This window comes from Hydrophilobacter chitinilyticus (assembly GCF_049860745.1).
GTDB lineage: Bacteria > Pseudomonadota > Gammaproteobacteria > Burkholderiales > Burkholderiaceae_C > Rhodoferax_B.
Genome location: NZ_CP187561.1, coordinates 1,374,922 through 1,387,304, shown reverse-complemented (window position 1 = coordinate 1,387,304; position 12,383 = coordinate 1,374,922). Strand labels below are relative to the sequence as shown.

Sequence of the window (12,383 nt, the reverse complement as noted above, 5' to 3'; positions counted from 1 at the left end):
CTTTTAAACGACTGAAATCAGACCACGGAGGAGACCCCATGTCGTTCCAAGCGTACCTCGACAACATCCAGGCCAAAACCGGCAAGTCCCCCGACGATTTCCGCAAGCTCGCAGCGGCTAAACGGTTCACCGAAGGCGGCACGCTGCGCGCGGGCGTGAAGGCCGGCGACATCATTGCCTGGCTGAAAGAAGACTTCGACTTGGGGCACGGCCACGCCATGGCCATCGTCGCGTTGCTCAAAGGCAGCAAACAAGAAGATGGAAAGTCGTGACAAAAAACGAGGCGACGTGTAGGCTGGCGCGAACAAACATTTAGTTTCAGGGATACCAGTCGAAGATGTCGCAGCCATCCGCGTACGCGCCAACGCCGCAGCCGAGCGACGAAGAGCCCATGATGTTCGCCGAAGAAGATGGGCCGGCCGATCACCACGAGCGGCAGGACGTTTGGCGCATGTTGATCGTCGACGACGAGCCGGACGTGCACACCTCCACCCAGCTCGCGCTATCCGACGTCAAGATCCTCGGCCGCTCGCTTGAATTCCTGCACGCCTATTCGGCCGCAGAAGCCTCGCGTCTGCTGCAGGTTGAGAAAGACATTGCGGTGGTGCTGCTGGACGTGGTGATGGAGTCCGAAGATGCCGGCCTGGGTCTGGTGCGCGCCATCCGCAACGATCTCAAGCTGCTGGAGCTGCGCATCATCCTGCACACCGGGCAACCCGGCTACGCGCCGGAGATCGAAACCATCCACGACTACGACATCAACGACTACAAGACCAAGTCGGAGTTGTCACGCACCCGCTTGTTTGCCAGCGTCACCTCGGCCGTGCGCGCCTACCACCAGATTCGCGCACTCGACCAGTTGGCGTTTTACGACCGCCTGTGCAGCCTGCCCAACCGCAACCGCTTCATCTCGCTGATCAACGACTGCATGGCGCAACCCGACCATGCGGCCCACGCCATCGCCATCGTCGACATCGACGACTTTGCCGAGATCAACGACGCCCTGGGCCACCAGCACGGCGACCGCCTGCTGCAGGTGATTGCCGACAGGCTGTCACTCACGTTTGGCGGCAAGGTCGCCGTGGCGCGCCTGGGCAGCGATGCGTTCGGCATTCTGGGCCCCACCGCCGAGTTGGACCCCGAGCGTTTGGTGACGCTGTTTCAGCGTCCGTTCGAGATGCCCGGCCACACCATGGCCGTCACCGCCACCAGCGGGCTGCGACGCCTGGGCGACCGCGACATTTCGGGCCTGGAGGCCATCAAAGACGCCAACATCGCCTTGAAGCGCGCGAAGAAAACCCGGCGCGGCCACTACATGTATTTCGCCGACGAGATGGGCGACGAGATCCGCGAACGTGTGCGCTTGCTGCAAGGCCTGCGCGTGGCGATGGACAGCGACCGCTTGTTCCTGATGTACCAGCCGCAGATCCGGCTCGACACCGGCAGGATCGTCGGCCTGGAAGCGCTGGTACGCTGGCGCAATCTCGATGGGCAACTGGTGCCACCCGACCGTTTCATCCCGCTGGCCGAGTGCACCGGCCTCATCGTCAACCTGGGCGACTGGGTGCTGCGCATGGCCTGCCACACGCTGCGCCAACTCAACAAGCCGGGCCGAGCGCCATTGCGCATGTCGGTCAACGTGTCGCACATTCAGTTCCGCAACCACGCCTTCCCAGAAATGCTGGCCGCCGCACTCGAAGACACGGGCGTAGACCCCTCGCGCATCGAGCTTGAAATCACCGAATCGGTGGCCATGGAAGAGCCCGATTTCATCGTCGCGCTGTTGGCGCGTTTGAAGCGCATGGGTGTGTCGATTGCCATTGACGACTTCGGCACCGGCTATTCATCGCTCAGCCAGTTGCGCCAGTTGCCTGTTGACCGGCTCAAGCTCGACCGCGCGTTTGTCATGGGGCTCAGCGATTCGGACCAGGGCGGGCGCATTGCCGCCACCGTGGTGGAGCTGGGCCGCAACCTCAACCTCACCATCATTGCCGAAGGCATTGAAGAAGAAGGTGAAGCTCGGGTGCTACGTGAGCTGGGTTGCCACGAAGGCCAGGGCTACCTCTATGCCCGGCCCATGGAGTTGCCAGCGTTGAAGGAATGGATGGAAGCCCACGACAAAGCCCATCCCTACACGCCTGATCCCGCACCTTAAAAACACTCGTACACGCAGAAGACACGGATGACCACTCCGCAGCCCAGCGGGTCATGGCTAGACCGCACCACACTCCTTCTTTTTTGGGCCGGTCTTCTGGCCATCGGCCTGTTCACACTGGGGTGGAGCACTTTTGAGCCCAGTCCACAACAACGCCTGCTGGTACTGGTGCCGCTGTACCTTGGGTTTGGCGCCTTGTGCATCTACTGGCAGCGCAAACTACTCGCCCGGTCGGCGCAACTGTTGCGCAACATGGACAGAGAGATCGCCGACCGCGAACTGCGCTTCCAAGCCATGTTCAACCATTCCCCTGCCGCGCTGGCTGTGGTCGACGTGGCCACCACGCGCTACATGGAGGTCAACGCCGCCTGGTCTGAGCTGACGGGGCTAAAAGCCAACCAGGTACTGGGACATACATCAGCCGAGTTCGGTTTGTTTGCCGACGCCGAGCTGCGCATCGAGATCCAGGAAAAGCTCAGACGCGAAGGCGCTGTCAGTTTTGTAGAGTGCGCAGTTGTGCAGCCCGATGGCACGCCCAAGCAATGCCTGTTCTTCGCACGCGTCGTGGTGCTACACAGCATGTCGCTCAGTTTGATCTGGTTGATCGATGTGTCCGAAACCCGCCGCGCAGAAACCGAGTTGCGCGCCAAAGAACGACTGCTGGAAAACGTGATCGATGCCATTCCGATGGCGATCTTTGCCAAAGACATGCAGTCCAACTACATCATGGTGAACCAGCAATTTGCCGCCCTGCACGGGGGCAGCAAAGAGCAGATCGTCCACCGCCACACCTCGAACCTGCAGGCACCGCAAGTCACGCGTTCAAAATCATTGGCCGACGATCAGTGGGTCTTTGACCACCGCCAAATTTTGGAGCAATCGCTGACCTGGCTGGAGAGGCCCGATGGCACACGCGTTCCGTTCAACAGCAGCAAACGACCGCTGGAAGACAACGCAGGACAACTGATTGGGCTGCTTGGCATCAACCGCGACATCACCGAAGACCGGCGTGCACAAGAAGCGCTGCGGGCCAGCGAGGCACGGTTTTCGGCCTTGTTCCACAACGCGGGTGTGCCGCAGTTGGTGGTCAACCCACAAACAGCTGAGATCGAAGACGTCAACCACGCCTTCGTGTATCTGCTGGGCCATGAGCGTAGTCAATTGATCGGCCCGGCCTCGGGCCATCTTGCCACCTTTTGCGAAAGGAGCCGCGCCGATACACCCCTGCCCCAAGAAATCGTGCTGACCACAGCCGACGGCGTACTCCGCACCGTGCTCGGTTCAGCCTTCACCATGGAGACGCCCACGGGCGAACGCCTGGCGTGGTCGCTGCAAGACGTGACCGACCAACGCGCCGCACGCGAGCAGATGCAGCAGATGACCCAGACCCTGGAGCGCGCGGTACAAAAACGCACCGAAGAACTAACCGCCGCGAACGCAGAGTTGCGCACAGCGCTCGAAAGCCTGGAACAGTCGCAAGAGGCGTTGCTACGTTCAGAGAAGCTCGCAGCACTCGGCCGTATCGTCGCCGGCGTCGCGCACGAGTTGAACACGCCCATTGGCAACAGCCTTCTCTCGGCCACCACACTGGTGCACCAAACCAAGCAGTTGCAGGCACAGATCGACAGCGGACTGCGCCGTTCGTTCCTCGACAGCTATATGGCCACCTCACACGATGCCGTGTCCATCTTGCTGCGCAATCTGCAACGCGCTGCTGAGCTGATCGGCAGCTTCAAGCAGGTAGCCGTCGACCAAACCAGCTCGCAGCGTCGCGCGTTCGACCTCAAAGGTGTGGTGGACGAAGTGCTGCTCTCTTATCGCGCCATGTTGCGTGCAGCGCGTATTGACGCCACGGTAGATGTGCCAGAAGGCATTCGGCTGGACAGTTACCCCGGCCCCCTGGGGCAAGTGATTGGCAACCTGTTGAACAACGCCGCCATCCACGGCTACCAAGACTCAACCGTCGGGGGCACCGTCACGGTGGTGGCGCAGCGGCTGGACGAGCAACGCGTGGTGCTCACGGTAGGCGACGAAGGCCGAGGTATCGCGGCCGACGACCTGGGCCGTATATTTGACCCATTCTTCACCACACGCCTGGGCCAGGGCGGCAGCGGCCTGGGGCTTAACATCGTGCACAACATCGTCACCGGGCCGTTGGGTGGCAGCATCGAAGTGCACAGCGAAACGGGTCGCGGCACCCGCTTTTCGATCACGCTACCGCTGGTGGCCCCCAAAGACAACTAAACACAGGCAATGGATTTCTACGACGCCCTCACCCCGCTCTACCACCTCATCTACCCCAACTGGCACGAGAGTGTGCAACGGCAAGGCGAGCAACTCCACCACCTCATCCAAACCGAATGGCCGGGGCATCACACGGTGCTCGATGTGTCTTGTGGCATCGGCACGCAAACCCTGGGGCTGGCGCAACGCGGCTACGCCGTCACGGCCTCTGACCTGTCGCCCAAGGAGATCGCTCGCGCAGAACAAGAAGCCCAAAGCCGTGGCCTCCACATCAGCTTCAGCGTGGCCGACATGCGTGTGGCCCACACCACGCACGGCGGCGGGTTCGACCTTGTGGTGTCGGGCGATAACTCCGTGCCCCATTTGCTGACCGATGAAGATCTGCTTCTGGCCTTTCAACAATTCTTCGCCTGCCTGCGGCCTGGCGGCGGCTGCATTCTCAGCGTGCGCGACTACGCGGCCGAAGCGCGCGGCTCCAACATCGTCAAGCCCTATGGCGCACGCGTGCAAGACGGCAAACGCCATGTGTTGTTTCAGGTGTGGGACTTCGACAAAGCTGGTCAGGGTGACCACTACGACCTGTCGTTCTACGTGATCGAAGACGACCTGGCCACGGGCCAAGCCCACACCCACGTGATGCGCTCACGCTACTACGCGATCTCCACGACCCGACTGAGCGAACTGATGCGTGAAGCCGGGTTCGAGAACGTGCGGCGGCTGGACGGGGTGTTTTTTCAACCGGTGTTGGTGGGCACCAAAGGCGTCGCATCTTTGACTTGATTCATCAGAATGAATGCAAGTCACTTTTAGTACGCATACATCTATTACAGTAGGGACACTCTCAATTTTCCGTACCGCATGCCTCGTTCAATCCTTGGAACAAAACCCGCAGAAAGTATTCTCGAGTTAGGGGTGGCCCGCACCCCACCTAACACCACCAGGCTGTCCCCTGCTGCGTTGCAAGCCAGGCTTCGGCAAAAGCGTTCCACCGCTTACATCGACGCCATGACCCGGCTCGATGCAGGCGGCCACACCCACAACACCACACGAACGCAAGCCTTGGTGGATGCCATCCAGCAAGAGTTTCGCGAGGTGTCGGTGGAGTCATTGCCGCTGGGCATTGTGGCGATGTGTTATCTAGGCGCCCCGTACGAGGTGCACACGCTGGACTGCAGCGGCAACATCGTCACCCATTACAAAACCCATGAAGGCTTGCCCCAACTTTTGGAGCGTGCACGCGCTTTGGCCAAGCACCCTAGCTACGCATTTATTGAGGTGTATGCCACCAAACTCATCGCAGTAAATGCATCTGGACAACCCGCCATCATTGAGGCCTGAATGAGCAACGAAAGAGTTATACAAGCAGCCGACCTAACCTTCATCCTCGGCGCCATTCGCACGTTGGACAACAACATTGGCACCGTGTCTGGGCAGGTCGAGACCGTCGGCAACGAGGTCGCGCAAACGCGCTCTGATCTCTCGCGTTTGGAAGAAGCCTTTGCCGACTTTGTGGCCGCAGACCTCAAGGCCAAGCAACTGTCTTTGGCCGAAACGCGACAAGTCAAAATTCGCCAAGAACTGGAAACCACTTTTGGCTACTACGCCGTAGTGCGCCGCCAAGCCACGGGCATTTTGCAAGCCTCAGACATCAGCCTGGTACGTCAAGAAACGCTGAACAGCGCCACCGAAGAGTTGATGATTTCGGCACCGGGCTACTGGCTGGCACCTGCGCTGGTGGCGCTAGCGGCATGGCTGTCTGACAACCGCGACCTGGCCACGCGCGCACTGGCGGAAGCCATTCGCCGCGACGACGAAAAGGCCTCGCTCTTCTTTGCGCTAGTGTCGCGTCGTGCTGGCCGCACCGAAGCGAACCGTGTATGGCTAGACCGTTACTTCGGTATGCAAGACCCTCGCAAGCTGGACCGCCAAACCACGGTGATGGTCGATGCGCTGGCCAACGGCGTATTCGCAGGGGATGTCAGCCTGGAATGCAATAAACGCATCACCGGTTGGATCGACGAACTCTCGCAATACCCAGGCTTCACCGAAAACCAGCGCAAACAGTGGAGCGATGCTCTGCGCTCGAAGATGCCCAACGACAGCCACGCCAGCACGTACAGCACACTTGCCAAATTCAGCCCGACTTGGCCGGCACTCGATGCATCCATCAACGCCATGGCCATGCACGCGGTGGTTCTGGCTTACCTAAAGGTTATCTTTGACGGTGAAATCCAACCTGCGCCCTCGCTGCTGGCGGCCGTTGACGACCTGCTGAGCAAGCTGGTGACGCGCTTCGACGACGAAGAATTACCCCTGCGCCGCCAAGAAGAGATGTGCAAGCTCATCATCGAAGAAGACGGCGACAAGAAAGCTGCACAAAAACGTTACGACCTGCAGCACAAGGCGCTCGATGAAGTGGTGGATTTCACCCAACTGCTGACCAACGCAGCCATGCACCCCGAAACCTCGCACGTCACCCGCGCGACCCAGCGGTTTGCCATCGCCATGTCGAGAAACTGGATCGTTGACGCGCACGCGGACGTGTCTGCACAGTCGCGCATGGCCGTGCCGCAGACGGTAGAAATCGGCATTGAAGACTGGAAGGGCACCACATCCAACGGCGAAAACGAAACCGAACTGGTAAAGGACCTAGGGACGCATTTGGATCAGCGCGAAGCACAGGCACTCGCCGCTGTGAAGCTCGGCGGCATGCACTATGCAGCCATCGTCTTCGGCGTGATTCTGGTGCTGTTTTCACTCAGCGCTGGCTTTGTCACCTTGCTCATGGGTGCAGCCTGTCTGACGTGGGTATTTTTGGCACACCGCGGCTTGGCCAAAACCAAGGCGGCCATCAAAGCCAAGTTCGTTAGCCTGAAGGCCCAGGCCAACGAAGCGCTACGCGCCTGCATGGCAGAAGTAGTGGAACTGCGCCGCGACCTCGTCAAGCGCGACAACGTAGCCGAAGACCTGACGGCCTATCTGCAAGACATCAGTCCCGACCAGCACTTGATGACCACCCATAGCACCACGCGGCGTGTGTTGAGCAACACCTGAAGAGACTTCGTACCATGACCCAAGATCAGAACGCACAGAGCACCCAAAGCGATCCAAGCCCCAGCACTCGGCCCCTGCGTGTGATGGGCGCATCCACGATGGCATCGCAAGCAGCGACATCACCATCGGCAGCCATCAACGCCTCTGCGCCTAGTGCATCGGGCGCTCAAACGCTGGCAGGTGCCCTGCCCGTCTGGGACTTGCTGCCCGTGCAACCCTTTATCCGTCGAGTCAAGTGAACGTACACCCGCATGGTTTGCGCGGGGCAATGCGCAGGACTGCTGCGTGACGCCGCCGCAAACCTACGCTCAATGGAGCGATTGGCTTGATCGGTTAAGCCTTGGTGTGGAAGATGAGGCGTGCTTGGCGCAGATGGCAATCGGGCGAATGGAATGGAGCGGCCCATCGGCCAAATTGTTCACGCAGCGCCTCACAGAGGAATACAACCGCCGCCTCACCCATTGCGCCACGCGTTTGACGCAAGATCTGCGCGCGGGTAACGACGAGGTCTCCATCGTGCGGGCGATTCTCGATGCCCGCTCCAAGTTGACCTTTCTGGATCGCCTTGGCCGCATGCCCAACTTGCCGCAGTTGCTTGCGACGCACCTGCAAGACGAAGTCAAAAAATACGCAGAGCGCGCCCAAAGCTCGCTAGAAGACAGCGCAAAACTGGATCGCACCGGGCGCCTCGCTAGCTTGTTGCGCAACAACAGCCTGCTGCGCTACAGCGCGCCAGACAGCAACAGCATTGGCATACCGGCACCGTCCACCACGGGCCGGCTAAGCGACGCGTCTCAACAGACCGGCACGCCTCCCATACAAACCGTTGGCGTTCGCCGACGCAACATCATCATTTGAAAACTTCATGAGCGATACAGCCGAGTTCAAAGCCACCCTCACCCGCTACCTCAAAGCGCGCATTCCCTTCATCTCCATTCGCTCAGCCGAGCGAGCGCGTGTGCTCGAGATGGTCAAGGAGGTCGGCAGCACGCTGGCCGCCCCCATCTATGTGCACACGCTGTCGCAAGGCACGCGTGAGCTCGCCACCAATCGCAGCGTGAATGAAGACCGGTCCATTTCAGGCGCAGTGGATTTCATCAGCCAGCAGTTTGCGCAGCGGCAAAATCTGTCGGTGGTGCTCACCGAAGTATCGGAAATTGAAGACGACACGGCATCGGCCCGGCATTTGCTGGACGTGGTGATGCTCGCCGCAGAACACAGCGGTGTGGTGGTGGTCATCACCACCAAGCCGGTGTGGGGCCAGTTGCAGCGCGCAGGCATGTCGCTCACGCTGTCGGCACCCACAGAGGATGAAATGTTCGACATCATCCGCGAGAACCTCAACGCCTACCGAGGACATTTCCCCATCGAATGGGACGCGGCCGATGAGCGCCGCGCCGCCGCTATCCTGAGCGGCATCTCGCGCATCGAAGCCGAAAACATCATTGCCACCTTGCTGGCCAATGGAAAGATCAGCAAGGCGGACATGGTGGAGCTGACCCACGCCAAGGACCGCATCTTTGCCGACATCTCCGGCATCGAACGCGTGGTGGTACGTCCGGCTGAGTTGAACGTCGGTGGCCTGGGGGGCTTGAAGGCTTGGCTCGACAAAGAAAAGCCGCTGCTTACCGCCGATTTGCGAGAACGCGGCATACGTCCGCCACGCGGCGTGCTGTTGGTGGGGGTGCCTGGCTGCGGCAAATCGCTGTCAGCCAAGGCCATTGCCGCCAATTGGGGATTGCCGTTGTACCGGCTGGACCTGTCGACGATTCATGGCCAGTACTTGGGGCAAAGCGAGTCACGTCTGAAAGAAGCCTTGAGCACCGCTGACCACGTTTCGCCGTGTGTGCTGTGGATTGACGAAATTGAGAAGGGGCTGGCCGGTGCCACACAAGGCGCGGGTGACGGTGGCACATCGACCCGCTTGGTGGGCCAGTTTCTCTATTGGCTGCAAGAGGCACGTTCGCGCGTGTTTGTGGTGGCCACCGCCAACGATGTCTCCAAACTCCCGCCCGAATTGCTACGCCGTGGACGTTTTGACGAACTCTTCTTTGTGGACTTACCCACACCGCAGGAGCGCAAAGAGATCATTGAAATCTACACCCAGCGCGGCCTGAAGCAACCGGTGGACGCAGGCTTGCTCGAAGAGCTGGTCGGCCTGTCGGATGGGTTTGCCGGATCAGACCTGGAATCGGCGGTCAGAGAAATCGTCAAAGAAGCGTTCTTGAAGGGCGATAACGCAGTCAACGCTGAACTGTTTCGCAACAGCTTCCGTAACGTAGTACCGCTATCCAAAACGGCACCCGAGCAGATCGAGAACATCCGTGCCTGGGGACGCGATCGCGCGGTGCCGGCGTCAGGCCAACCGATTGGTTCGGCCGCATCAAGCCTGCCGCGCACACGGCGGCAAGTGCTGGGTTAAAGCAGAGCAAATCCAGACGCAAAAATCGGATCGTCCGGATCCGGTTTTGCCCAAAACACCGATGTGCTACTTCAGCGGAATCACCGTCGCACGGTCTACCGCGACTGCAGTCACCGCGTTCTGCGGCGAGCCGTCGACCAGCTTGTCCGAGTAGGTCATGTAGACCAGCGTATTGCGCTTCTTGTCGACCATGCGCACGATGCGCAGCTTTTTGAACAGCACCGACAGGCGTTCGTTGAACACCTCTTCTTGCACCTTCAGCGGCTGAGAGATCGTGATGGGGCCGACTTGGCGGCAGGCGATGGAGGCTTCAGCCTTGTCTTCCGCCAGGCCCAGCCCGCCAGAAATACCGCCAGTTTTGGCGCGCGAGACGTAGCAGGTTACGCCGTCGACCTTGGGGTCGTCATAGGCTTCGACGACGATTTTGTGGTCCGGGCCGATCCACTGGAAAGCAGTGTCGACCGAGCCCACTTGCTGAGCCTGCACGCCAGCAGTAGCAAGAAAAAGAGACACCAGCAAAACCGATTTTTTCATGATGTTCTCTCTTTCAATTTCAGCAACTGATCAGCAATTTAGGCCGGGCGTTTCACCGGGCGCTGTAATTCAGGCAATTCGATCTTCACTTCCAGCACCTCCAGGTTGTCCTGGCGTTCCAGGTGCACCTTGATGTCTTCGGCGTTGATCGACACGTATTTTGAAATCACCGCCACCAGCTCGCGTTGCAGCGCGGGCAGGTAGTCGGGGCGGTTGTTGTCGCGGCCATTGCGTTCGTGCGCCAGAATGATTTGCAGGCGCTCTTTCGCAACAGTGGCGGTTTTCTTCTTTTCTCCGAGCAGAAAAGACAAGAAGGACATAACTTACCTCCCACCAAACAAGCGTTTCAGGAAGCCGGGCTTCACGGCATCGACGAAACGCATGGGTTTGTCTTCACCCAGGAAGCGGTCCACCACGTCTTTGTAGGCTTCAGACACGTCTGAGCCCTGCAGATGGATGGCCGGCACGCCCTGGTTGGACGCTTGCAACACCGACTCGGACTCTGGGATCACACCCATGAGGGGGATGCGCAGGATATCTTGGATATCGTCCAGCGACAGCATCTGACCGTCTTCAACACGTACGGGGTTGTAACGGGTGATCACCAGGTGTTCCTTAATCGGCTCGGCACCTTCCATGGCACGCTTGGTCTTGGAGCCCAGCATGCCCAGAATGCGGTCCGAGTCGCGCACCGAAGAGACTTCGGGGTTGGTGACCACCAGTGCTTCGTCGGCAAAGTGCATGGCCATCAAGGCGCCGGTTTCAATGCCTGCGGGCGAGTCGCACACGATGTACTCGAAGCCCATGTTGGCCAGGTCGTTGAGCACACGCTCCACGCCGTCTTGCGTCAACGCGTCTTTGTCACGCGTTTGCGAGGCGGCCAGGACGAACAGGTTTTCACATTGTTTGTCCTTGATCAGCGCCTGGTTCAGGTTGGCTTCGTTGTGGATCACGTTGATCAGGTCGTACACCACACGGCGTTCGCAACCCATGATCAAGTCGAGGTTGCGCAGGCCCACGTCGAAGTCTATGACGGCCGTCTTGAAACCGCGCAAAGCCAGCCCCGATGCGAAGCTGGCGCTGGTGGTGGTCTTGCCTACGCCACCCTTGCCGGAGGTCACCACGATGATTTTGGCCATGGTCTTACAGGTCTTTCAGTTTCAAAAAAATTAGAGAGGTTCCATCAGCAACTTGTCGTCCACCATGCGCACCTGCGCCGGCTTGCCCAGCACATCGGCGGGCAGCGGTACTTCAGAGGTGCGGTAGGTGCCGGCGATCGAGATCAACTCGGCCTCCAGGCAAGTGCTGAAAATTCGGGCATTGGCATTGCCGCGTACGCCTGCAATGGCGCGTCCGCGCAGCGGACCGTACACATGGATATTGCCGTCGGCCAGCACTTCGGCGCCAGCGTTCACCGCCGCCAGCACCACCAGATCAGCGCCACGCGCGTAGACCTGCTGGCCGGAGCGCAGCGGTTTGTCGATCACCAAGGTGGGCACGGCAGCTGGAGCAGCCACAGGTTTGACTTCAGCCACCGGCTCGGGGGCGGCCACAGGCAATGCCGCCACGGGCTCGGCCACCACTTGCTGCGCCGGGGCTTGCGCCACGTCAGGCGCCTCCACCAAACCAGCCGCCACGGCAGCCGCGCGCTGGGCTTCGGAGCCGCCATGCACGGCCACGGGCTGCATGCGGTACTGGCGCAGCAGCTTGTTCAGGGCTTTAAAGTCGATGGCGCCTGCGTCTTCAGGCAGTTGCGCCAAGTTGACGAGAACGGGGTCTTGGTCGAAGAAATCGGGGGTGTCGCCAAACCGCTCGGCCAACGCCGCTGCCAGTGCCTTCAGATCGGCGGTTTTGAGCAGCACCGCGATCAGGGGCAAAGTCGCACTTTTAAGGTCGAAACTGGCTCTGGACGATCCGGCGGGTACTGCAGACATGGAGGGGTGGTTTGCCAAAAAAAGCGCGAATGGCGCACAA

Annotated in this window: 13 protein-coding genes; 9 read left to right on the top strand and 4 right to left on the bottom strand. The window is 60.1% G+C overall.

The window, feature by feature from the left end:
- The first annotated feature begins 38 nt into the window (after positions 1 to 38).
- From ACPWMG_RS06290 to ACPWMG_RS06250, 9 genes are all read left to right on the top strand, one after another.
- Positions 39 to 272: a DUF4287 domain-containing protein gene (locus ACPWMG_RS06290; RefSeq protein WP_483303799.1), complete on the top strand. Its 234-nt coding sequence runs from the start codon at positions 39 to 41 to the stop codon at positions 270 to 272.
- A gap of 65 nt (positions 273 to 337) precedes the next feature.
- Positions 338 to 2,155, top strand: coding sequence for a putative bifunctional diguanylate cyclase/phosphodiesterase (locus ACPWMG_RS06285; RefSeq protein WP_483303798.1), 1,818 nt, complete (start codon positions 338 to 340; stop codon positions 2,153 to 2,155).
- Between the two features lie 27 nt (positions 2,156 to 2,182).
- Positions 2,183 to 4,399, top strand: a complete 2,217-nt coding sequence (locus ACPWMG_RS06280) for a PAS domain S-box protein (RefSeq protein WP_483303797.1) — start codon at positions 2,183 to 2,185, stop codon at positions 4,397 to 4,399.
- Between the two features lie 9 nt (positions 4,400 to 4,408).
- The gene (locus ACPWMG_RS06275) at positions 4,409 to 5,179 is read left to right on the top strand and encodes a class I SAM-dependent methyltransferase (RefSeq protein WP_483303796.1); all 771 of its coding nucleotides are present in this window, start codon (positions 4,409 to 4,411) and stop codon (positions 5,177 to 5,179) included.
- Positions 5,180 to 5,404: 225 nt separating this feature from the next.
- Positions 5,405 to 5,737 carry a hypothetical protein gene (locus tag ACPWMG_RS06270; RefSeq protein WP_483303795.1) on the top strand — a complete coding sequence of 111 codons (333 nt, stop codon included), beginning with the start codon at positions 5,405 to 5,407 and terminating at the stop codon, positions 5,735 to 5,737.
- On the top strand, positions 5,738 to 7,453 hold the full coding sequence (locus tag ACPWMG_RS06265) for a hypothetical protein (RefSeq protein ID WP_483303794.1): 1,716 nt from the start codon (positions 5,738 to 5,740) through the stop codon (positions 7,451 to 7,453).
- Positions 7,454 to 7,467: 14 nt separating this feature from the next.
- Positions 7,468 to 7,692: a hypothetical protein gene (locus tag ACPWMG_RS06260; RefSeq protein ID WP_483303793.1), complete on the top strand. Its 225-nt coding sequence runs from the start codon at positions 7,468 to 7,470 to the stop codon at positions 7,690 to 7,692.
- A gap of 133 nt (positions 7,693 to 7,825) precedes the next feature.
- Positions 7,826 to 8,311, top strand: coding sequence for a hypothetical protein (locus ACPWMG_RS06255; RefSeq protein WP_483303792.1), 486 nt, complete (start codon positions 7,826 to 7,828; stop codon positions 8,309 to 8,311).
- 7 nt (positions 8,312 to 8,318) lie between these two features.
- Positions 8,319 to 9,875, top strand: coding sequence for an AAA family ATPase (locus tag ACPWMG_RS06250; RefSeq protein ID WP_483303791.1), 1,557 nt, complete (start codon positions 8,319 to 8,321; stop codon positions 9,873 to 9,875).
- Positions 9,876 to 9,941: 66 nt separating this feature from the next.
- Here ACPWMG_RS06250 and ACPWMG_RS06245 read toward each other — a convergent pair whose 3' ends face one another.
- Genes ACPWMG_RS06245 through minC form a run of 4 tightly spaced genes read right to left on the bottom strand, consistent with a single transcriptional unit; the run spans position 9,942 to position 12,343 of the window.
- Positions 9,942 to 10,409: a CreA family protein gene (locus ACPWMG_RS06245; protein WP_483303790.1), complete on the bottom strand. Its 468-nt coding sequence runs from the start codon at positions 10,407 to 10,409 to the stop codon at positions 9,942 to 9,944.
- 38 nt (positions 10,410 to 10,447) lie between these two features.
- Entirely contained in the window at positions 10,448 to 10,729 is a 282-nt protein-coding gene (minE, locus tag ACPWMG_RS06240) for a cell division topological specificity factor MinE (protein ID WP_483303789.1), read from the bottom strand.
- Positions 10,730 to 10,732: 3 nt separating this feature from the next.
- On the bottom strand, positions 10,733 to 11,548 hold the full coding sequence (gene minD, locus ACPWMG_RS06235) for a septum site-determining protein MinD (RefSeq protein ID WP_483303788.1): 816 nt from the start codon (positions 11,546 to 11,548) through the stop codon (positions 10,733 to 10,735).
- 30 nt (positions 11,549 to 11,578) lie between these two features.
- Positions 11,579 to 12,343, bottom strand: coding sequence for a septum site-determining protein MinC (gene minC, locus ACPWMG_RS06230; protein WP_483303787.1), 765 nt, complete (start codon positions 12,341 to 12,343; stop codon positions 11,579 to 11,581).
- Positions 12,344 to 12,383 lie beyond the last annotated feature (40 nt).